The organism is Chryseobacterium sp. CFS15, assembly GCF_031118795.1.
Classification (GTDB): Bacteria; Bacteroidota; Bacteroidia; order Flavobacteriales; family Weeksellaceae; genus Chryseobacterium; species Chryseobacterium indoltheticum.
Genome location: NZ_JAVHYL010000006.1, coordinates 115410 through 138843, shown reverse-complemented (window position 1 = coordinate 138843; position 23434 = coordinate 115410). Strand labels below are relative to the sequence as shown.

Sequence of the window (23434 nt, the reverse complement as noted above, 5' to 3'; positions counted from 1 at the left end):
TCATTGATTATTGTTTATCATTCATCATTAATAATTTATCATTTATAATTATTATATGTTTAAAAAATTCATCCGCAGACCCGTTCTGTCGATCGTAATCTCTTTGATTATCGTTTTTATGGGAGTTTTATCATTAATGAAACTTCCGATTACTCAGTTTCCTGCGATTTCTCCGCCAAAAGTAAATATTACGGCAACTTATCCGGGAGCCAATAACGAATTGCTGGTAAAAGCAGTAGTTATTCCTTTGGAACGATCATTAAATGGTGTTCCGGGAATGAAATATATGACTTCCGATGCCGGAAATGACGGTGAAACATCCATTCAGGTGGTTTTTGATCTGGGAACAGACCCGAATGTTGCTGCAGTAAACGTTCAGAACCGTGTCTCTTCGGCAGTTAATAAACTTCCACCTTTGGTGGTACGTGAAGGGGTGAAGATCACCCGTGAAGAACCGAATATGTTGATGTATATTAACTTGTACAGTGACGATCCCAAAGCCGATCAAAAGTTCCTTTTCAACTATGCAGATATCAATGTAATGTCTGAATTGAGAAGGGTAAGCGGAGTAGGTTTTGCCGATATTTTGGGAACCCGTGAATATGCAATGCGTATTTGGCTGAAACCTGATCGATTAACGGCTTACAATATTTCAGCTGATGAAGTAATGGAGGCTTTAAACCAACAAAGTTTGGAAGCTTCTCCCGGAAAGACAGGTGAAAGCTCAGGTAAACGTTCACAGTCTTTCGAATATATCTTGAAGTATTCCGGACGTTTTAATAATGAAAAAGATTACGGAAATATTATTCTTAAAGCTAAATCTGCCGGCGAATTTGTAAGACTAAAAGATGTTGCTGATATCGAATTTGGTTCTTCGATGTACGATATTTATTCTACATTAAACGGAAAACCATCTGCTGCAATTACGGTAAAACAATCGTACGGATCAAACGCAAGTGACGTTATCAAAAATGTAAAAACATTGATGGCAGATCTTGAGAAAACAAATTTCCCGAAAGGAATGCATTATGACATCAGTTATGACGTTTCCAGATTCCTGGATGCTTCGATTGAGAAAGTAGTTCATACTTTGTTTGAGGCCTTTATTTTGGTGGCGATTGTGGTGTTTTTATTCCTTGGAGATTGGCGATCAACATTGATTCCGGCGATTGCGGTTCCGGTTTCGTTGGTAGGAACTTTTGCTGTGATGTCCGCATTTGGAATTACTTTAAACATGATTTCGCTTTTCGCTTTGGTAATGGCAATCGGTGTCGTCGTCGATGATGCAATTGTGGTGATTGAAGCAGTTCACGCCAAGATGGAAGAGAAAGGACTTTCTGCATTAAAGGCGACTGAAGAAGCAATGCATGAAATCAGTGGAGCGATTATCGCAATCACTTTAGTAATGGCAGCTGTGTTTATTCCAGTGGCCTTTATGTCGGGTCCGGTTGGGGTTTTCTACCGTCAGTTTTCTATTACAATGGCGTCATCAATTATTCTTTCGGGAGTTGTGGCATTGACATTGACTCCGGCTTTATGTGCTTTAATTCTAAAGAATAACCACGGAAAAGCGAAAAAAAGAGGTCCGATCACGATTCTTTTAGATAAATTCAATAATGTATTTACAAAAGGAGCAGGAAAATATGAGAACTTACTGAAGAAAACAGTTACTAAAAAGTTCATCACCCTTCCTTTGTTATTGATCTTCTGCGCATGTACTTACTTTTTGAGCAACTCATTGCCTTCAGGGTTTATTCCGGGAGAAGATCAGGGGATGATTTATGCAATTATCCAGACGCCGCCGGGTTCTACATTAGAGAGAACGAATCAGATTGCCAAAGAACTTTTGAAAGAATCTGAAGATATCGACGGAGTACAATCTGTTTCTTCATTAGCTGGTTATGAAATTCTGACGGAAGGAACAGGTTCAAACTCAGGAACATGTTTGATTAACCTTAAAAGTTGGGAAGACCGTTCAGAATCTGCCGCCGAAATCATCGAGAAGCTTGAAGAAAAAGCTAAAAATATTCCGGGAGCCAATATTGAATTCTTCCAACCGCCTTCTATTCCGGGTTATGGAGCAGCAGGTGGATTTGAATTAAGACTTTTGGATAAAGCAGGAAGCGGTGATTATCAGAAGATGGAGCAGGTAAGTACCGATTTCGTTAAAGAACTCAAGAAACGTCCTGAATTAGGATCTGCATTCACATTCTATTCTGCGAGTTTTCCTCAATATATGCTTAAAATCGATAATGATTTAGCTGAGCAAAAAGGCGTAAGCATCGAGAAAGCAATGGATAATCTTTCGACATTAATCGGTTCAAACTACGAAACCAGTTTCATCCGTTTCGACCGACCTTACAAAGTGATTGTTCAGGCTGGTCCGCAATATCGTGCTTTACCAAGTGATTTGATGAAATTGTATGTGAAAAATGATAAAGACCAAATGGTTCCGTATTCAGATTTTATGCACTTAGAAAAAGTGTATGGTCTTTCAGAAATCACAAGACATAATATGTACAATTCTTCTGAGGTGAGCGGAACTCCGGCTCCTGGTTACAGTTCCGGACAGGCAATTAAAGCCATTCAGGAAGTTGCCGACAAAACATTACCAAGAGGTTTCGGAATCGACTGGGCAGGAATTTCAAAAGATGAAGTAGGTCGTGGAAATGAAGCAGTTTACATCTTCCTGATCTGTTTAGGATTTGTTTATTTAATTCTTTCGGCGCAGTATGAAAGCTTTATCCTTCCGTTACCGGTAATTCTATCATTACCGACAGGAATTTTCGGAGCGTTTTTATGTCTTAAACTATTAGGTTTAGAAAACAACATCTACGCACAGGTTGCAATGGTTATGTTGATCGGGCTTTTAGGTAAAAATGCCGTATTGATCATTGAGTTTGCCGTTCAGAAAAAAGCAGAAGAGGGAATTCCTGTTGCACAGGCGGCAATTGAAGGAGCTGCCATCCGTTTCAGACCTATTTTGATGACTTCATTTGCATTTGTTGCAGGGTTAATTCCTTTGGTAATGGCAACCGGACCGGGAGCTGTAGGAAACAGAACGATAGGAACGGCAGCAGCAGGAGGAATGCTTATCGGAACTGTTTTCGGACTGATGATTATTCCGGGATTATATTACATTTTCGGAACTATTGCAGACAAATCCCGACTGGCAAAATATGAAGAAGAAAATCCGTTAACTGAACAAACAGAACCTTATCAACACGATGATAAACATGAAGATTTATAATAAATATATAGCAGCCATCGCCTTATCGCTTGTTTTAGCAAGTTGTAAGGCGCCAATGGCGACCGTCATTCAGGACGAAGTAAAAAATAATATTCCTGAGAATTTTACTCAAAATGAGCAACAGGACGTCAATAACAATAGCGGAACTACGCCGTGGAGACAGTTTTTCACAGATCCAAATTTGGTAAGCTTAATCGAAACTTCTTTGAAAAATAATCAGGAGTTGATGATCACACTTCAGGAAATTGAGATTGCAAAAAGCGGAGTTGTTGCTAAAAAAGGAAAACTTTCACCCACAGTTAAAGCAGGATTAGGAGCCGGAGTTGAAAAAGTAGGTCGCTATACAAGTACAGGTGCCGGTGATGCATCCACTGAAATAGAGCCCGGAAGAGAAATGCCCGATCCGCTTGGGAATTTCGAAGGAGGTTTGATGGCCAACTGGGAAATCGACATCTGGAAAAAACTCAGAACGGAAAAAGAAGCTGCAGTTTCGCATTATCTTTCAACGGTTGAAGGAAAGAATTTTGTTCTTTCTAATCTGATTGAGGAAGTTGCCGATAATTATTACGAATTATTAGCGCTCGATAATCAGATGGATATTATTCAGCAGTATATCAAATTGCAGACGAGAGCTTTAGAAATTGCTAAAATCCAGAAGCAGGCAGCAGCGGCAACAGAATTGGCAGTGAAAAAGTTTGAAGCAGAATTAGCAAAATCAAAAGCAACAGAATATACAATTCGTCAACAAATCACCGAAAAGGAAAACCAGATCAATGCACTTTGCGGTCGTTATCCACAGCCGATTGTAAGAACGAAGGAAAGTTTTATGTCCACAATTCCGCAAACGGTTTATACGGGGATTCCGTCGCAATTATTAGCAAACCGTCCTGATATTAAACAGGCTGAATTAGAATTAAAATCTGCAAAACTAGATGTTGAAGCTGCAAGAAAAGAGTTCTATCCAAGTCTGGAAATTTCTGCAACTCTAGGTTTGGAAGCCTTTAAACCTTCTTATCTGGTTAAATTACCAGAGTCGATCGCTACAAGTTTAGTGGGAGAATTGGCGGGGCCACTGATTAATAAAAGTGCTATTAAAGCTAATTTCCAAACAGCAGATGCAAAGCAGATTCAGGCTTTGTATGAATACGACAAAACTATTTTGAATGCCTATCTGGATATTTCAAACCTGATGTCGAAAGTAAAAAATATCGATCAGTATTACCAATTGAAGTCTCAGGAGACGCAGGCTTTAGACCAATCTATCGATATTGCCAATCAGCTTTTCAAAAATTCAAGAGCCGATTATCTGGAAGTTCTTTTAAACCAGAGAGATGCTTTAGATGCAAAAATGGAATTGATTGAAGCCAAGCAAAAACAATTAAGTACCGTTGTAGATATTTATAAAGGTTTAGGCGGCGGCTGGAAATAAGTTAGTTTTTTATTCATATATCATTATTTCAATTATGAGGTCCGGTTCTGTTTTCAGAGCGGGCTTTTTATTTTAAAACAGGGTAGTTGATAACCATCGGAATTTCCCGAAGATGCAAAAGACTCCTTTTTATAGCTATCAGAACTCTCCGAAAGTTTAAAACACCCCTGTTTGTGGTTTCCGGGACTCTCCGAAAGTCTTCTGCACCCTTGCAAGAAACTTTCGGGTATTTCCGATGGTTTGTTTCATCCTTTTTAGCAATAAAAAGATTCTTTTTAAACTATTTAGAAAATGTTTCATCGAAAAATAAAACACGTCAAGTTTTGGCGCATTACACCTATAGCTTTGTAGTATAAAATAGTAAGAGTTATGGAAATTCCGTTTTATTTAAGTTTCAGAGAATTTGAAAATAATTATTATAACAATCTTGAAAACTGGTTTGAAAACAATAGAAATACCAATGAGACCGATTTTTTGCTTCATCTGAAAGAGATGTATAAACCCTATTTATGCTATAACTTTTCGAAAGACCGATTGCAGGCAGATGCCGTAATTGAAGTGAAAAACTGCTTCTTTCCGTATCGTGATAATTTCGGAATTTCATTTAATACAAATCACGCCAATGCTAAAAATTTCAAAACCGGAATCAACAATATTTCGGAAATGAAAACCATTACCATGATGGAATATGCCCAACATATTTTAGACAGGATACATCATTATTTTCATAAACAAAAAATTTCGATGAAAGAAAATGAAACGATTCTCGATTATATCAATCATTACGAATTGATCACTGCAAAAGAAAAAACAGGGTATTGCCCGGATTATAATTTACACCAGAAAAATCTTCCGTTTTTAAGAGCTTTTCTTCCCCTTTTCGGAAGTACGGTAGATATCTCTCTGTACAGGAATTTTTATTTTTCGGTGGTGAGAATTGCAGATTTTATAGATGCAAAATTAAATGATGTACAGGCTTTTGATCAAAGTATTTACAGCGAATTAAAATCTGAAGCAATGATAAAAATTCACATGAGAGGACATAGTTTTCTTACGATTTGTAATTGATTTTTTCGGAGCTTAATCCCGCTTTCCGCACTCGCTATTTTTTGTGTTTTGGCGACGGCAAAGCCGCCGCCAAAACACAAAAAATGAGCTCAGACAAATGCTCAAATCGGGGCTAGGAAATGACCCTTCAATTAAATATTTCGTACTAAAATAAAATATTGTCAGATTTAGAAAACTGTAACGAAAAAAAAATAAAAATTAATCCGTTAAATAAGATTCCCACTGTTTGGATGCTGAGCAGAACTAATAACCAAATCGCTAATCAATAAACCGCACAAGCTTTGGGAATCTTAGGATTAATCATTTAATGTTTAGAAGAAGATTTCAGTTTTGAACTTTTTAAGGATAATAAATATCAAACACTAACATTCATACACTTAATTATATTGTCGAAATGCATTTTGAAACTGTATTTCAAGCAAAAAACCAGATCGATTGATCTGGTTTTTGTTTTGCAGAGAGGAAGGGATTCGAACCCTCGATACAGTTACCCGCATACTACCTTTCCAGGGTAGCTCCTTCAACCACTCGGACACCTCTCTCTATGTTTGAAGACTGCAAAAATAGGCTATTTTATTGAATCTGCAAATTCTTAATTTAAAATTACTCGCTTATTTCTCCACAGATATTTCTTGAGAAATTATCAGCAAAACTTCCAAGATAATTTGGGTTGTCAATCAAGTGCATTGCTTTGGTAATTGCAGATTCTGCGGTCATATCTCTTCCGCTGATCGCTCCGATTCTTGAGAAAATATTAGAGTTTTCATATTTTCCAAATGATATTCCGCCTGAAATGCACTGACTTACCACAACAATCTCGGTTCCGTTACTTCTGATTTGTTGCAAAGTTTCCAAGGTCTTTTCACTGCTGAAAATAGTCCCCGAACCGAAAACCTGTAAGATCAACACTTTCATTTTCGGAATTTCTTTAAAATGATTCAGTTTCATTCCCGGGAAAATTCTCCAAAACAGAACATCTTCAGAAATATGTTCGTCTACATGAAATTCAATTCTACCGTCGCAACGGAAAAGATTATCCTTATCAATCTTTAAATGAACTCCAGATTGTCCTAAAATAGGGTAGTTCGGACTTGCGTAGGCATCAAAATACTCCGCAGAATACTTTAAAGTACGGTTTCCTCTCAATAATTTATATTCAAAATAAATCGCAACTTCCTGAATCACGGCTTCGTTTTCTTCATAAAGACTTGCATAATATAAACTCGTCAGAAGATTTTCTTTTGCATCAGTTCTCAGATCTCCAATGGGAAGTTGTGAACCGGTTAAAATAACGGGTTTTGTTAAACCTTTCAACATAAAACTCAATGCAGATGCGGTATAAGACATCGTATCTGTCCCGTGAAGAATGAGGAAGCCGTCATATTTCTTATAATTGTCGAATATTAAATTGGCGATCATTCTCCATTCTTCAGGTCCCATATCAGAAGAGTCGAGCGGTTGTGCAAAAGGATGCACGAATACTTCGCATTCCATCAGCTTCATTTCGGGCATTTTCTCAAAAATATTTCCGAAATCAAAGGCACGGAGACTTCCCGTTTCGTAGTCTTTTTCCATACCAATCGTTCCGCCGGTATAAATAAGAAGGACTTTTCGCTTCATTTTTAGTTTAAATTAAAGATTTTGAGTTTCTTTTCAGGTTCAGAATTTCAAAATTACGTTAATTTGCAAAGATTTGAAAGAAGATGAAAGATTTAGAGAAAACTTACGAGTATTTACAGCAATTTTTAACGGAAGAAAGATTAAGAAAAATCGAACATTTTGCTCCTGAAAGTTCAGATTTTATACTTCCGGTGATTGAAGATATTTATCAGTTCAGAAACGCAGCTGCAATTGTGCGTTCTGTTGAAGCTTGTGGTTTTCATAAAGTGGTTGCTTTGCAGGAAGAGCATAGCTTTGAGCCCAATTTAAAAGTCACAAAAGGAGCAGATACTTGGGTTGAAGTAGAAAGGCTTCCCAGAAATATGGAATCTTTTCAGAATATTAAAAACAGAGGATATAAAATGGTAGCAGTTTCTTTAGAAAAAAACGCAAAATTTTTACCTGAATATGAAATTACAGAACCAATCGCTTTAGTTTTCGGAACTGAAATGGAAGGTGTTTCTGAAGAAATTTTAGATTTTGCAGATGAAACTCTGGCAATTCCGATGTATGGCTTTACCAGAAGTTTTAATGTTTCTGTTGCTGCCTCAATCTGTATGTATGAATTGAAGCAAAAGCTCATGAAATCTAATATTGACTACAAATTGAATGAAGAAAAACTGTTAAGAATGAAAATTCGTTGGGCAGTAAATTCTATGCGAAGTGGGGAGCAGGTTTTTAATAAGTATTTGAAGGATAATAATATTAGTTTTAGCTGATGAAAAACATCTTTATCTTGATTGTTTTGTTTTTGGTTTTTTCTTGTGAAAAAGAGAATAAATCAAAACTTATTGCTCCTAAAATGGTACATGATTCTTCAGTAATTTCAACGAATAAAGAAGTTAAGCTATCTAACGAAGAAATTTTAAAGATTCAGAAAGAAGAAGAGAAGGAAAGGTCGCAAATTGTAAGAAAATATACTCTTTCACAAAAAGGAAACGGTTTTGAATACAAGGTTTTCTGCGAAGAAGAGAAAAGTGGGATGATCAATTTTACAAAAGTAAATATTTTGAAATTGGGTAAATTATTTCAACAACTAAAAATTGATAAAGATTCTACACTTGTATTTCATGACTACGAAGTCGATTTTTCTTGTAATGAAGATTGGAATTTTGATGGCTATAATGATTTTAAACTGATTAATAGGGTTGGAATGGTCGACCAATCATATTATTTATGGCTTTATGATGAAAAATCAAGGAAATATAAACTTTCACCTTCTTTTAGTAAAATTATAAATCCTGTTGCAAATAAAAAGAATAAAGAAATTACATCAAGTTACCACGCAGGTCCTGTAACGTATTACTATTTTACTTATGAATTTGAAAATGGCAAATTTGTACAAACAAAGGCTGAAGTAGAAGGTGAGGATTATTAAATCATTTTATTATAATTCCAAGCAGCTACAAAAACTCCTGCTGTTTCTGTTCTCAATCTTTGATTTCCTAATGAAACAGCTTTAATTCCTTTTTCTGCTAAAAACATAATTTCCTTATCTGAAAAATCGCCTTCAGGGCCAATCAAAAAAGTATAGTTTTCTAGTTTTGGAATTTCATTTAAAGCTATTCTTTCTAAATTTTCATTGCAATGTGCGACAAAAGTAGTTTCAGAATTTATTTTTTTTAGAAAATCCTGAATTTTAATTAAATCATTTATAACAGGAAAATGAAATCTCAAACTTTGCTTTGAAGCCGCAATTGCCTGCTTTCTGATTTTATCAATATTCAGATTTTTACGTTCAGTTTTTTCGGTTAGAAGAATGGTAACTTCAGAAATCCCCATTTCTACAGCCTTTTCTACAAAAAATTCGATACGGTCAATGTTTTTAGTCGGCGCAATGGCAATATGAAGTTTTGGACTGAAATCAGATATTTTGGTTTTAATTTCAGCAACCTCAATTCCGGCTTTTTTTCCTTCAATAATTAATTTTCCCGAAGCAAGATTTCCTTTTCCATCGGTTACATGAATTTCTTCGCCGTCTTTCATACGAAGAACTTTTACAATGTGCTGTTGCTCTTCATCGTTAATGATTGCTTTTCCGTTATTAATTTCGCCAAAAAAAAGTTTCATAAAATGGAATATTTAGAATCTGTCTGATTTTGATTAAGTTAATTTGCTATTAAAAGAATATTTCATTTTCACTAATAAATGCCACTCCGGTTTTTATAGTGGTATAAATATCACCATCGCAATCTCTGTAAGAACACATATAGATTTCCTCAATCCAAACATTATTCATGAAAATCAAATTCAAATATTCGTTTTTTCTTAAATTATTTTTGATCGATAAATAATCTCCTTCTTTTGGTTCAAAAGGAAAGCTGAAAACATTCTCTGAATTTATTTTTTCTATAATTTCTTCCTTTACATTCTGAATATATCCAATTTCCGAACTCGCCATTAAATAATCTTCGTCTTCAGATTTTTCTGTCGCTTCATTTTTCCCGGTAATAGTCTCTAAAACCCAATAATATTTTGAGTTCTTTTTAGATTGCGTTCCCAGTACTTTTTCTTCTAATAATATTTTCATCTGTAGATGTTTATTGTTTAAGTCGTTATTTTTAACAAATTTTCTACCCTTTAGGGTCGGGGAAAGAAAATTTCTTTTATAAATCGTATTTCGAGGTTGCTGTAGTTCTTAAATCTGTAAACTCACCGCGTGCAAATTTCAGTTGTGCAACCATTGCAATCATTGCCGCATTATCGGTGGTATATTCAAATTTCGGGATATAAATATTCCAGCCTAATTTGTCGTGATTATCCTGCATTACTTTTCTCAATGCTGAGTTGGCAGAAACTCCACCCGCAATCGCAACTTCTTTGATGTTTAAATCTTTCGCTGCTTTCTCCAATTTATTCATTAAAATTTCGATGATGCATTTCTGCACCGAAGCGCACAAATCATTCATATTTTCTTTAATGAAATCAGGATTTTTCCTTACTTCTTTCTGAATAAAATATAAAACCGAAGTTTTAATTCCGCTAAAAGAGTAATCGTAATTTTCAAGTCTTGGTTTATTAAATTTAAAAGCATCAGGATTTCCTTCTTTCGCCAATCGGTCGATAATTGGACCAGCAGGATAATCCAAATCGAAAATTTTACCGATTTTATCAAAAGCTTCACCGGCAGCATCATCAATCGTTTTCCCGATAATTTCCATGTCAAAATAATCTTTTACCATGACAATCATCGTATGTCCGCCGCTTACGGTAAGACACAAAAACGGGAATTTTGGCGGCACAGGATTTGCATCGTCAATGAAATGCGCTAAAATATGCGCCTGAAGGTGATTTACCTCTATTAAAGGAACATCCAAACTCATAGCGAGCGACTTAGCAAAAGAGGTTCCTACAAGCAGAGAGCCCAAAAGTCCGGGACCTCTCGTAAAGCCTATGGCAGAAATTGCATTTTGTTGTATATTTGCTTTGAGTATAGATTTTTCAACAACAGGAATGATATTCTGCTGATGAGCACGAGAAGCCAGCTCCGGAACAACTCCACCATATTCTTTGTGGATTTCCTGGTTGGCTGCAATGTTTGAAAGAATAAAATTCCCTTTGATAATAGCTGCTGAAGTGTCATCGCAAGATGATTCGATACCTAAAATTATAGAGTCGCTCATAATAATGGCAAAGTTAGAGAATAATAACGAAAATGAGAACAAAAAATCGGTAGCTGAAAACCTGGGAGATCAGGTACAAAAGACCGTAGAAAATGTTCAGGAGACTGTGAAAGAGGCTTCTGAGCTGGCTTCAGACGCTATAAATCATCCGATTGACACTGCACAGGAGTTTGGTAAGCAGGCTGCGAAAGATGTCGTGAGCTATTCTTGGTGGGCGAAGTTATTGCTTTTTCTTTTCTGGACTCTGCTTTCAATCGTAGTTATTGTTTTTATCGCAATTAATTTACCGGTTACCAAAAGATGGGCTGCAGATCAGGCTTTACAGATTGTCAATAGAGATTTTAAAGCTAAAATGTCTACCGAAAGTGTAGAGGTCGATTTCTTTGGAGATGTTACTATTAAAGGTTTAAGAATAAAAGATTATAAAAACTTAGACTTTATTAAGGCAAGAGAGTTTAAAGCCAATTCTGACTGGTTCTCTTTGGCAACCAATATCGGGAAAAACAATTCTCTTAGTTTTAATGCTTTGACGCTTAAAGATGCAGACATCAAAGTAGTGACCTATAAAGGCGACAGTATTTCAAACTTCATTCGTTTTACACAACTTTTTGACAGCGGTAAAAAGAAAGATCCTACAAAACCCCCTTTTCAGCTCAATGCACGTCTTGAAATCTTAGACTCTAAAGTTTCGATTGTAAATCAAAATTCTCCGGGAGAACCAGGAAAATGGTTAACTGCAACCAATGTGAATCTGATTGCTCCTAAAGTTAAAGTCAATGGCGCAAATATCAATGCTCGTATTGATAATTTCACCTTTACGACCAAAAGATGGGGCAAAGCTCACTTTGTAGAAACTTTTTCGACAGACTTTTCGATGACCGAAGATTTTCTTTCTTTGGGAGATCTTACTTTAAATACCGATCATTCACTTCTTCAGGGAGATATTAAATTTAATCTGAATAAAGGTTCGTGGGCAGATTTTACCAATAAAGTAAAATGGGACATGAATATGAAATTGGGAAGCCAGGTAAGCGGATATGACATCTCTTATTTTGTCACCAATTGGGATAATTTTATTCCGTTTAATGTGAGCGGAAAAATGAATGGCCCTTTAAATAAATTTACGCTGGAAAACTTTCTCATCAGAAACCCAAGTGTAAATATTGCGACCAAAAAACTGAAAGCTGAAAATCTTTTAAACGGTAATTTCTTGATTGAAACCAATGATCTTTCAGCAGATTTTACGTATAAAGATCTGAAAGCAATGATGCCGACTTTCGTTGCTTCAAAGATGAAAAATTTTGCTGATGATTTTGGTAAATTAAAATACAACGGAACAGCGAAAGTAACTCCAAAACAGGTTTATGTTTCTTCAGGAAATCTGATGACAGGAATCGGGCAGGCGAAAATCTCTAATTTCTCTTTAACGGATTACAGTACAGCGTTGCCTAAATATAAAGGTTATGCCGAAGTTAATGACTTAAATACTTCCGTAATTACTAAAAGCAAAGCTGTTGGTTTGATTTCGGGTAAATTTAATTTAGACGGACAAAGTTTTGATGTCAACACGATGCGACTGAACACAAAATCTCAGATCTCAAGTATTGAAATCATGAATAAAGAGATCAATAATGTGGTATTGGATGGTCTTTTAGATCATAAAAAATACAACGGATTGATTACGGTAAATGATGAGCAGGCAAAAGCAACGGTAAAAGGTTTAATAGATTTCAGCACTTCAAGAATTTCTGCAAACGTAGATGCAGATGTTGCTTATTTAAATATGAACTATTTTACAGATAAGGCCGGAAGTCAGATTGTAAGCGGAAGAGTAAACGGTAAAATGGCCATGTCTACGCTGAATGATCTGAATTTGGATGTAGAAGCTTTTGATGTGAATTTCGCAACAGCGGATCAAAAATATCATATTCCGAATGCTAAGCTGAAAACTTTTGTGGAAGGTGGAAGTCGTTCGATTTTGGTAGACGCACCAGGCGCAGTAAACGGGAAAATTTCAGGGAAATATAATCTTGCCGATTTAGCAGGAATGGTTGAAAATGGTTTAGGGAAAATTTTGGTTGGTCCTGAACCAAGAAAATTATATCGTAGACAAACTTTCGCCATGAATTTTGATGTTGAACAGGGTTTGGTTGCTTATTTTCTACCGGATCTGAAACTTCCTCAAGGTGCAAAAGTGGAAGGAGAATATGACGGTAATTCAAATAATCTGATCTTAAATCTGGATGCAGCTTCTCTGAAATATATCATGACAAAAAAGGAGGAGATCACCGAAGCAGACCGTGCTTTGGCAGAAGCGAACCCTGATTATAAAATTGATGACAGAGTAGCGGTTACACGAGACAGTGCAATGGTCGACAGTGTAATGGTAAGAATTAATACTGCCAATACAGAGCAGCAACTTTACGCAAAAATAAGCAGACTAGAATACAATAAAAATATTCTTAAAGACGTCATACTTACGGGTAAAAATGAGAATAATTCAGTTTTAAGGATTGCTACCAATTTCAAACATGGAAATCCGGATGATGAATTGAATAATACTCTGAAAGATTATGCAGTTAATTTTAATCAGTCTACCAATCCCGAGGGAGATTATGTTTTCAGGTTTGAACCTACTGAAATTAATTTAAATAATGTGAAATGGTCGATAGACACCAGTCCGGAGCTTGATCATTATATAAGTTACCGCAGAAAAACATCTGATTTTGAAATTCATAATTTAAAAATTTACTCAGACGATAGTTCATTACTCATCAACGAATCTATATTTAAATCTGCAAAAGATTTTTATGTGGATGCTGAAGTTCAGAATTTCGCCGTTGAAAAACTTTTAGAAATGCAATCGGGTGGAAATCCGATGGATATTAAAGGTTTAGCCAATGGTAATGTGAAAATCAAGATGGATAAAAGCACATTGCAGCCATTGGTAGATCTTACCGTTGATAACATTATGATGAATGGTAATGATATGGGCGATCTTACGATTTCTGCAGTCAACGGATTTTCTCTCAATGTATATGATGTTGACGTAAAAGTGACTTCGGCAGGAGTAATTGGCAATAATAATCTACATCTTACAGGAACTGTAAATAACAATACACCGTCGCCAACAATTGATTTGGTCACTGAGCTCAGAGATTTTGATCTCGCATTTACACAGCAGTTTGTGCAAACAATTTTTGGTAATTTGAGAGGGAAAGCGACCGGAGATCTGAAGATCAATGGAACTCTAAAAAATCTTGATTACAGCGGTGATATTGCCTTAAAGGAATTCGGCTTAAAACTATTATTTACAGGTGTAGATTACTCATTTGATGATACCGTGATTCCGCTTTCTAAAGGTTTGGCAATTTTAAACAATATTGGTGTTCATGATGGAAGATCAAACTCTCAGGGAACGATTTCCGGAGCTATACAGTTTGAAACTTTATCTTCAATGGGAGTCAACCTCGTAATGAGAGCAGACAATCTATTGATGCTGAATACCACTCAGAAAGAGTATGATCTGTTTTGGGGAAGAGTTTACGGACAAGGTGATCTGTATGTTGATGGACCTGTTTCTGCTTTAAACCTTTCCACTCCCAATATGAAAGCATTGAATGGAAGTACATTTACTTTCAATTCGAGTTCAACTTCCAATGTTGAAGAATTTAAAATGCTGAGGTTCTTGAAAGAAGGAAAAGATGGCTTGGTTACGTTAGAAGAAAAGAAGAGAACGGGAGCCAATATGAATATTGATTTTAGTTTGGATGTAGATAAAGGTACAACCGTAAATGTTTTGGTAGGTGATGACGTGGGAAATATTACGGTGAAAGGAGTTGCTGATGATTTGAGATTCCAAATGAACAGAAAAGGAAGTATTGCCATGAACGGATCTTATATGGTTGACAGCGGAACTTTTGTATCTAAAGCAATCCTTAACAGAACTTTCCAGATCCAAAAAAACAGCAGCATCAGGTGGGATGGCGATGCGATGAAACCTGCTTTGGATATTTCTGCCAACTATGTAAGAATGGTTTCCAATGCCGGACAGTACCTGAATATGGGGCAATTACAGCCGATAAGTGTTTTGCTGCAAGCCAATATTACCAATACTTTAAATGACCCGAAAATTGCATTAAATGTGACAGCTTTGGATGTTTCCAGCCAGGTGAAAGAAACTTTGGCCGCAAAAATTAATCAGACGGAAGGTGAAAATGTTTTACAGTTTGGTTCTATTTTGTTGCTTAATATGTTTAATGTTTCCAATTCCGGAGGAGGGTTTGATATCGATGCGGTAGGTGTTGCAGAATCTTCAGGTTACAATATGCTGTTGAAACAACTTGGTTCTGTTTTGAATACAGTAAGTAATGAATTTCAAATAGATTTGAATTATGTAAAAGGAAACGACCAGTTTTCAAACAGTGGAGACCGTGCTAATGCGGGTGTTAGTTTTGATCTGTCACCACGAGTTACTGTAAAAACAGGTTTGGGAATTCCACTTTCAAGAACTGAAAACACAAGTAACAATTATCTGTCTGGTGAAGGATCGGTAGAATATGATATTTCTAAGAAAAACGACGGTACATTGGTCTTGAGAGGTTATTCTAAGCCAACCAACATCGGAATGGGCGTAGGAACTGTAGGCACTAATGGTTCTGCAAATCAGGCGTATGGTGGTGGTATCGTATGGAGTAAAAGCTTCAATTCTTTCTTTAAAAAGAAGAAAAAAGACAAAAAGTCAGTCACTGCCAAAACTGAAATAAAAACAGATTCTGTAAAATCAGACGGCAAAAAGCCTTAAATTTTTAATGATTTTTATCATACATGTTAATTATTGTTAATGTTTGATAATATTTTTTTAGTTTAATTATTTTTTTTAATTTTGTAAAAAATTTATCGATTTTTTAGGAAAAATATAATTTCACTAATATGAACTATCAACTGGACGAAATAGACAAGAAAATTCTTGACTTCTTAGTAGAAAACACAAGAATGCCTTTTACAGAAATTGCTAAGCAGATGGATGTTTCTGCGGGTACAATTCACGTAAGAGTGAAGAAAATGGAAGATGCAGGTATTATTTTAGGATCATCTCTTAATCTTGATTATGGTAAACTAGATTACCATTTTACAGCTTTTATCGGAATTCTTCTAACAAAATCAAACCGTACGCAAGAGGTTTTGAAAGAGTTGGGAACAATTCCAAACGTTATAGAAGCGAGTGTTATCTCAGGAAAATACAACATTTTCTGCAAGGTAAGAGCTAAAAATACAAACGACGCAAAAAGAATCATCTATCAGATTGACGACATTCAGGACGTAATGAGAACTGAATCTATGATCTCTATGGAAGAATTCTTAAGCGATAAAAACAGATTGATCAACGCAATCTCAATTTAATCGAATTTTAGACGATATAAATACCAAAGAACTTATGAAATCATTCATAAGTTCTTTATTTTTGCAGTATGGAAAAGGAATATAAAGAATATAGCTATTTTGATGTAGATCCGAAGAAAGGGTGGGGTTTTATCTTGGCTCTGGCTTCTCTGCTTTTGTTTACGATCATGGGCTTGGGAATAGATGTTGACGAGTTTCTTCAACACGAATTCCTCAATATACCGAGATGGTATTTCTATGTGATTTTCACAATTGATGCTTTAATGGTGCTAAGTTTGGTTCTGATGTTTTTTTACAGAAAAATTGGAATGTTTGCTTTTCCTGTATTATTGGTTTTTCATTTCCTGATGCATAATTATTATCTGTCAACTTTCTTATACACAGACGTTACCAATCTTTTCCTTTTTACAGGTTTTGGAATGTTGGCAATTATCCCAAAGTGGAAATTTTTCAGATAACTGAATTTAAAATATAGTTTATTTAACCATTAAGAATTAATTTAAGGAGCTTAGAATATTAAGATCGCTAGGGATTTAGAGTTCATGTGAACTTAAAAATCAGAATGATTAAATTTAACTTACCTTAAATTAATGGTTCAAACTTTCTACAAAAAAAAGCATCCAAAATTTGGATGCTTTTCTTTATTTCAAATGAAATATTATTTATGCTAAAATTCTTTTCACCGCTTCTTTTACGGCAGCAGCGTCAATTTTATATTTTTTCATTAATTCAGCTGGTGTAGCAGATTCTCCAAAAGTATCGTTTACAGCAACGAATTCCTGTCTTGTAGGTCTTCTTCTTGCTAGCATTCCCGCAATAGATTCACCCAAACCACCTAAATAGTTGTGCTCTTCAGCAGTTACAATTTTACCAGTTTTTTCAACCGATTTTAAGATAATTTCTTCGTCTAAAGGTTTAATTGTGTGAATGTTGATTACTTCACAAGAAATACCTTCTTTTTCAAGCTCGTCAGCAGCAACTAAAGATTCCCAAACCAAGTGACCTGTTGCAACAATTGTTACATCAGTTCCTTCCTGCAAAAGAATACCTTTTCCGATTTCGAAAGGCATATCTTCTGGAATGAAAACAGGAACGGTTGGTCTACCGAATCTTAAATATACAGGTCCTTTGTGATCTGCAATTGCTAATGTTGCAGCTTTTGTCTGGTTGTAATCACAAGGATTAATTACCGTCATTCCAGGAAGCATTTTCATCATACCGATGTCTTCTAAAACCTGGTGCGTTGCTCCGTCTTCTCCTAAAGTAAGACCTGCATGAGAAGCACAAATTTTTACATTTTTATCAGAATATGCAATTGACTGACGAATCTGGTCATACACTCTTGACGTAGAGAAGTTGGCAAAAGTTCCGGTAAAAGGAATTTTCCCTGTGATGCTTAAACCTGCGGCAAGACCCATCATGTTTGCTTCTGCGATACCAACCTGGTAAAATCTTTCAGGAGCTTTTTCGATGAATTTTTCCATTTTCAAAGAACCGATAAGGTCTGCGCATAATGCAACAACATTTGGGTTTTTATCAGCCAATTCAGCTAACCCAGCCCCAAAACCTGAACGTGTATCTTTTTTTTCTGTATATGTATATTTCATTTTACTTAAATTTTGATAATTGATAAATGATGTGTGATCAATGATATTGAATCGTATCATTTATCGATGATAATTTATCATTTATAATTAATAGTCAGCTGGAGCTTCTAGGTATAATTGTTTGAATGCAGTATCCAATTGCTCGTCATTAGGAGCTTTACCATGCCAAGCGTGAGTTCCCATCATGAAATCAACTCCATTACCCATTTCTGTATGAAGAATAATTACTACAGGTTTTCCTTTTCCGGTTTCTGTTTTTGCTCTTTCAAGAATTCCGATTACCGCTTCAAGGTCGTTACCCTTTTTCTCTTCTAAAACTGTCCATCCGAAAGATTCTAGTTTTGCATGAAGATTTCCTAATGAAAGTACATTTTCTGTGCTTCCGTCAATTTGCTGTCCGTTGTAATCAATTGTAGAAATGATGTTGTCAACTTTATTTGCAGCAGCATACATCAATGCTTCCCAGATTTGCCCTTCCTGCAATTCTCCGTCTCCGTGAAGTGAGTAAACTAAAGACTTATCACCGTCTAATTTTTTTCCCTGTGCAACACCTAAAGCTACAGAAAGCCCTTGTCCCAAAGATCCTGAAGCAATTCTTACTCCTTCCAAACCTTCGTGAGTGGTTGGGTGACCTTGCAATCTTGAGTCTAATTTTCTGAAAGTTCTCAATTCGTCAACCGGGAAGAAGCCAAATCTAGCCAAAGTAGAATAGAAAACAGGCGAAATATGTCCGTTTGAAAGATAGAAGTGATCTTCATTTTTACCTTCCATTGTGAAAGGAAGATTATAGTTCATTACTTTACCATACAATGCTGTGAAGTACTCAGTACAGCCCAAACTTCCACCCGGGTGCCCTGAATTTACAGCGTGAACCATTCTTAAAATGTCTCTTCTGATTTGTGTTGTAAGAGATTTCAGCTCTTCAATACTTTTACTCATATATTAGGATTTATTTGCATGCAAATTTACAATTTTTTGTCGGCTTACGGAAATGCAAAATCTGAGACTTTTTACGCAGATTTAGTTTTATTTACTTTGCCAAAGTTGAACATCTTTGCCAAAGCTTAAAGAGATTTTAATTAGTCTTTAGCCGAACTTAAAATTAAACAATAAAAGGAAATTGACATTCTGACATGATTTTCTTCTATACAGTTTCTGTATCATCGCTATATCATCTCTCCGTCCGGATTTTATTTTGAATTTGATGAGAAATATTTAAACAGACACTTTGGCAGTAATTACTTTTTATAAAAAATATAAAAATTAGCTTTTGAACTAAATATCCAGAGTGAATTGTTCAGAATACCCAAAGTTCCATCAATATTAATGTAATCGAATTCTTGAGATAAATTTTCACCATTGATTTTTAATATATTGTATTTTTTATCTTTTGAATATACACCAATAGCATTGCTTTGATAAGTAGGACTAGTGCAATGAAATTCCGAAGAAACAATTAACTTTAATTTGTTGTTTTCGAATAAGTAATATTTCCAAACTTTATTTTCAAGTAACATTATATACTTTCCTAAAAACTGAATTTTTTCATGTTTAATTTTCAAAATTTCCTGACCATTAGAAAGAGATAATCCATATTTGTCTTTATTTTTCAAAATGAGTAAGTTAGGTCTTTCATCATACATCATGAATTCCTGAGGAACAATTGAATCCATTTCTGTTTTAAAAATAGATTTTTCTTCTTTTCGGTAAATCAGTTTATATTTTCCTGCTTTTGTTTTGATAATAAAATAATCTGGAGTTACAGGCTCTGCGCAGTTGATGAATCCGGATTGTTGTGTTCCACTTTTTAAATCGTATATAACTCCTCCGTTATCAAAAATTTCTCCATCACCGAAAATTCCATATTTTTCATAAGAAGATAACTTTATTGGAAAAGGAAATTGTGACTGATAAATAAATTCACCGAGGCGATTGATAAGCCCCCAACTGCCTTTGTTTTTAACAATTGCAGATTTTCCTGTAAAAGGATAAGCAACTTCATAACCCATTTCAATTGCTTTATTTCCATTTTTATCATAAAAATAGAAAAGACCATCTTCTGATAAATGATTTTTGTTTGTGTTGCTAACATAAACTGTATCATCTGACATTTTAATAATTTCATTAAGAATATTAAAATCTATTTTATCAGAAAATTGAGCCATTTGATCTTGGGCAGAAACATTACTTGAAACAACTAATAATGTAATTATTGTGATTAATAATTTTGTTTTATTTAATAACATCTTTAAGTTGTTTTTAAGTGATTAATAATTAAACCACTTTCAAATAATTCTTATTTTTTACCATCCACAAACCAATGAAAGTTAGTAATCCGTTCAGAATAATCAGCTCTACACCAATTCTGTAATCGGTATAAATGGTTACCAACATATTGATCATATAAGTTAAAACCGGTGCTAAAAGTGTAACAGCAAGAATTGAATATTTTTGTGAAATTTTAAATTTGGTAAAAATTCCAAAGGCAAAAAGTCCTAAAAGTGGCCCGTAAGTGTAACCTGCGATTTCCATAATTAAATAAACAATCGACTTGTCATTCATTGCTTTGAAAACCATAATCAAGATAAAGAAAACGACCGTAAACGTTAAATGGATCTTCATACGGAGATGTTTTTTCTGTTTTTCTGTTCTAGTTTTATCTTCGTTTAAATTGAGTAAATCTACACAATACGAACTTGTAACAGCCGTCAATGCGCCATCCGCAGAAGGGAATAAGGCAGAGATTAATCCGATGATGAAAATCACAGCGATTGGCATCGGGAAATATCCGTTAAGTGACAAAGCCGGGAATAAATCGTCGCCCATAATATTTTTCACATTTCCTGCAGCATCTTTGAACCCAAAAATATTAGATACGACTTCTTTCCCTTCTACTATATTTGTAATTTGAGAATATCCTGCGCCATTTTGTAACGCAAAAAGATAAAGTAATCCACCCAAAAATAAGAATGCAAGATTTACAAAAAGCAATGTTCCTGCAAAAGTCAGCATGTTTTTCTTTGAATTCTGAAGATTATCAACCGAAATATTTTTCTGCATCATTTCCTGATCCAATCCGGTCATTGCAATAGTAATAAAGATTCCGCCTAAAATAGTTTTGAGGAAAAATGTCTTAGAATTGGGATCAAAGTTGATAAAGTGAGTATAATTTTTCTGTTCTAAAATCGTGTAAGCTTCACCAAAAGATAAATTTAAATTAGATAAAATGTAAACAATACATGCAATTAAACTGATAATCATAAATGAAGTCTGCAAAGTATCTGTAATGACAATCGTTTTTACACCACCTTCAAAAGTATATAAAAGGACCATCAAAAGAAGCACCGAAGCCGTTACCCAAAACGGAACTCCTAAACCTTCCAGTAAAAATATCTGTAAAACATTGACTACCAAATATAATCTTGCAGTTGCTCCGATTGCTCGTGAAACAATAAAAAATACAGAACCGATTTTGTGAGCTTCTACATTGAATCTTTTTCCTAAATACGTATAGATTGAGGTCAGATTCATCTTATAATAGAGTGGAAGTAATATGGCTGCCACAATAAAATATCCGATGAAAAACCCGATTACCATCATGTAATATTCAAAACCACCAAAAATATATTCGCTTCCGGTCATTTTGCCGACCGTTCCCGGAACGGAAATAAAGGTAACTCCACTTAAGCTGGTACCAATCATCCCGAAAGCAACGAGCCACCATTTACTTTTTTTGTTTCCGATGAAAAAAGACTGGTTATCAGAATTTCGGCTCGTAAAATAAGAAATCACCAAAAGACCAATGAAATAAACAAAAACAAATAGCAAAAGTATAGTTCCGGAATTCATGTTTATAATTTAAATTTCAGCAAATATAGTTTTTTTTCGAATGTAGCCCGATGTTGGATATTTAATGGTGGAAGTTTTGGGCAAATTGTAATTAAACGAACTAAAATTTGAATTAAAAATAAAAAAATCCGTGAAGAAAAATGAATTAAAATTCTTTCTTCACGGATAGATACCATGTAATTTTTTTGCCACGAATGCACGAATTTAATTGATACTATCTTTTCTTTATTTAAAATTCGTGCATTCGTGGCGATTTATTCTATTTTCATTTTTTCCTTACAAAACGTCTCGTAAATCTTCATTTTTTTGGAAAGTCGCTTTTGCAAACGGACAAAGAGGAATAATCTTTTTACCATTTTCTCTTGCAAATTCTACCGCTTTTATCAGCATTTCTTTTCCTACACCTTTTCCGTTGTAAGCCTCTTCAACTTCGGTATGATCGATAATGAATCGGTCTTCACCTGCCCAAGTATAGGTCATTAATCCTGCTTTGTTTCCATCAATCAAAGCTTCAAAGCTTCCGTGTTTTTCGTCGTTGTTTTGTTTTACGTCTATCATATTTAAGAAAATTTGGTTTGAATTTCTATTTCGTTAGTTAACATTTTGTGTACCGGACAAGCATCTGCAATGGTGTGAAGTCTTTTCAGCTGTTCTTCACTCAAATCATTTCCTTCAAAACTAATGTTTCTTTTAAAAACTGCCAATTTTGTTAAAGGAAAATTTTCCAGCTCGACTTCTACGTCTATTTTTTCAACATTCCACTCTTTTCTGTCGATATACATTCTAAGCGTGGCTGCAGTACAGCTTGCCAAGGAGGTTGCGAGAATTTCAAAAGGATTAAACCCTTTATTTTGTCCGCCTTTGTCAATCGGTTCGTCAGTAATCAGGCGGTTTTCGCCTGCGATAACTTCCGTGTAATATTTTGTAGTACCTAAACTTGCTTTTACAGTTACGGCCATTATTTGTTGATTGTTTTTAGTTGATAGTTGTTGGTTTATTGAAAATCGGTTTAAGCAATCTGACTTTTAAAACTCTCAATTTTGTTATTTAAATCGTTCAGCATTTCAGGATTGATAACACCACTTTCCAAATCGAAATTTTCGTAAAATTGAGGTAATGAAAAAGTTTCCTTTACATCTGCCGCAAATTGTGGGAAAAATGTTTTTGCTGTATTCATGACATTTCCGCCACCATAACCTCCCGGTGAAGTGCTCATTAAAAGCATCGGTTTATTCTGAAAAACTTTTACATTAATTCTTGATGCCCAATCAAAAACATTCTTAAAAGCTGCCGAATAAGAACGGTTGTGCTCTGCCAAAGAGCAGATAATCACATCACAATCTTCAATCTGTTTCAAGAAATTATGAGCTTCATCAGGAAAACCTTTCTTTTCACGGTCAACGGAAAAAACAGGCATGTCGAAATCATTAAGATCAATCAAATTAATCTCGTCTTCCTGAAAGTTTTTCAGAACAAATTTTACCAGTTCTCTATTGATGGATGTGGAAGAAGTGCTTCCTGCAAATGCTAATATTTTCATGTTTAT

At 35.0% G+C, this 23434-nt stretch carries 19 protein-coding genes and 1 tRNA gene; 8 read left to right on the top strand and 12 right to left on the bottom strand.

The features are described from left to right. Positions 1–55: 55 nt before the first annotated feature. The 3 genes from OH814_RS11560 to OH814_RS11550 all read left to right on the top strand — a co-directional run bounded on the left by OH814_RS11560 (position 56) and on the right by OH814_RS11550 (position 5747). Positions 56–3250 carry an efflux RND transporter permease subunit gene (locus OH814_RS11560; RefSeq protein ID WP_308828256.1) on the top strand — a complete coding sequence of 1065 codons (3195 nt, stop codon included), beginning with the start codon at positions 56–58 and terminating at the stop codon, positions 3248–3250. Then, the gene (locus OH814_RS11555; RefSeq protein ID WP_308828255.1) at positions 3237–4679 is read left to right on the top strand and encodes a TolC family protein; all 1443 of its coding nucleotides are present in this window, start codon (positions 3237–3239) and stop codon (positions 4677–4679) included. The genes OH814_RS11560 and OH814_RS11555 overlap by 14 nt, the downstream gene beginning before the upstream one ends. Positions 4680–5048: 369 nt before the next feature. Beyond that, positions 5049–5747 (top strand): hypothetical protein, encoded by a 699-nt coding sequence (locus OH814_RS11550; protein WP_308828254.1) that lies wholly within the window; start codon positions 5049–5051, stop codon positions 5745–5747. A gap of 455 nt (positions 5748–6202) precedes the next feature. On the opposite strand, the gene OH814_RS11545 is transcribed toward OH814_RS11550, so the two are convergent. Beyond that, a tRNA-Ser gene (locus OH814_RS11545) sits at positions 6203–6289 on the bottom strand. Positions 6290–6350: 61 nt separating this feature from the next. Then, positions 6351–7367, bottom strand: coding sequence for an asparaginase (locus OH814_RS11540; protein WP_308828253.1), 1017 nt, complete (start codon positions 7365–7367; stop codon positions 6351–6353). Positions 7368–7450: 83 nt separating this feature from the next. Here OH814_RS11540 and OH814_RS11535 point away from each other — a divergent pair, with 83 nt between their 5' ends. Together OH814_RS11535 and OH814_RS11530 are read left to right on the top strand one after the other, a co-directional pair. Next, on the top strand, positions 7451–8125 hold the full coding sequence (locus tag OH814_RS11535; RefSeq protein ID WP_308828252.1) for an RNA methyltransferase: 675 nt from the start codon (positions 7451–7453) through the stop codon (positions 8123–8125). After that, positions 8125–8784, top strand: a complete 660-nt coding sequence (locus OH814_RS11530) for a hypothetical protein (RefSeq protein ID WP_308828251.1) — start codon at positions 8125–8127, stop codon at positions 8782–8784. The genes OH814_RS11535 and OH814_RS11530 overlap by 1 nt, the downstream gene beginning before the upstream one ends. Here the strand turns inward: OH814_RS11530 and OH814_RS11525 are convergent. From OH814_RS11525 to tsaD, 3 genes are all read right to left on the bottom strand, one after another. Further along, positions 8781–9476, bottom strand: coding sequence for an RsmE family RNA methyltransferase (locus OH814_RS11525; protein WP_308828250.1), 696 nt, complete (start codon positions 9474–9476; stop codon positions 8781–8783). The two genes, OH814_RS11530 and OH814_RS11525, sit on opposite strands and share 4 nt — an antisense overlap. Before the next feature lie 49 nt (positions 9477–9525). Next, entirely contained in the window at positions 9526–9936 is a 411-nt protein-coding gene (locus tag OH814_RS11520) for a hypothetical protein (RefSeq protein WP_076562455.1), read from the bottom strand. A gap of 76 nt (positions 9937–10012) precedes the next feature. Continuing rightward, on the bottom strand, positions 10013–11029 hold the full coding sequence (gene tsaD, locus OH814_RS11515) for a tRNA (adenosine(37)-N6)-threonylcarbamoyltransferase complex transferase subunit TsaD (protein ID WP_308828249.1): 1017 nt from the start codon (positions 11027–11029) through the stop codon (positions 10013–10015). A gap of 4 nt (positions 11030–11033) precedes the next feature. Between tsaD and OH814_RS11510 the strand changes: the two genes are divergently transcribed. From OH814_RS11510 to OH814_RS11500, 3 genes are all read left to right on the top strand, one after another. Next, the gene (locus OH814_RS11510; RefSeq protein ID WP_308828248.1) at positions 11034–15833 is read left to right on the top strand and encodes a translocation/assembly module TamB; all 4800 of its coding nucleotides are present in this window, start codon (positions 11034–11036) and stop codon (positions 15831–15833) included. Between the two features lie 128 nt (positions 15834–15961). Then, positions 15962–16432: an Lrp/AsnC family transcriptional regulator gene (locus tag OH814_RS11505; protein WP_066678756.1), complete on the top strand. Its 471-nt coding sequence runs from the start codon at positions 15962–15964 to the stop codon at positions 16430–16432. Between the two features lie 68 nt (positions 16433–16500). Beyond that, on the top strand, positions 16501–16890 hold the full coding sequence (locus OH814_RS11500; RefSeq protein ID WP_076562449.1) for a hypothetical protein: 390 nt from the start codon (positions 16501–16503) through the stop codon (positions 16888–16890). 204 nt (positions 16891–17094) lie between these two features. Here the strand turns inward: OH814_RS11500 and OH814_RS11495 are convergent, their stop codons facing one another. From OH814_RS11495 to OH814_RS11465, 7 genes are all read right to left on the bottom strand, one after another. After that, positions 17095–18039 (bottom strand): transketolase family protein, encoded by a 945-nt coding sequence (locus OH814_RS11495; RefSeq protein ID WP_115620098.1) that lies wholly within the window; start codon positions 18037–18039, stop codon positions 17095–17097. A gap of 87 nt (positions 18040–18126) precedes the next feature. Further along, positions 18127–18978: a transketolase gene (locus OH814_RS11490; protein WP_308828247.1), complete on the bottom strand. Its 852-nt coding sequence runs from the start codon at positions 18976–18978 to the stop codon at positions 18127–18129. Positions 18979–19277: 299 nt separating this feature from the next. Continuing rightward, the gene (locus OH814_RS11485; RefSeq protein WP_308828246.1) at positions 19278–20285 is read right to left on the bottom strand and encodes a WG repeat-containing protein; all 1008 of its coding nucleotides are present in this window, start codon (positions 20283–20285) and stop codon (positions 19278–19280) included. 28 nt (positions 20286–20313) lie between these two features. Then, positions 20314–21888 carry a sodium:solute symporter gene (locus tag OH814_RS11480; RefSeq protein WP_308828245.1) on the bottom strand — a complete coding sequence of 525 codons (1575 nt, stop codon included), beginning with the start codon at positions 21886–21888 and terminating at the stop codon, positions 20314–20316. A gap of 276 nt (positions 21889–22164) precedes the next feature. Beyond that, positions 22165–22446 carry a GNAT family N-acetyltransferase gene (locus OH814_RS11475; protein ID WP_174565108.1) on the bottom strand — a complete coding sequence of 94 codons (282 nt, stop codon included), beginning with the start codon at positions 22444–22446 and terminating at the stop codon, positions 22165–22167. 2 nt (positions 22447–22448) lie between these two features. Beyond that, the gene (locus OH814_RS11470; RefSeq protein ID WP_076562439.1) at positions 22449–22847 is read right to left on the bottom strand and encodes an OsmC family protein; all 399 of its coding nucleotides are present in this window, start codon (positions 22845–22847) and stop codon (positions 22449–22451) included. Between the two features lie 50 nt (positions 22848–22897). After that, positions 22898–23428, bottom strand: coding sequence for an NAD(P)H-dependent oxidoreductase (locus OH814_RS11465; protein ID WP_308828244.1), 531 nt, complete (start codon positions 23426–23428; stop codon positions 22898–22900). Positions 23429–23434 lie beyond the last annotated feature (6 nt).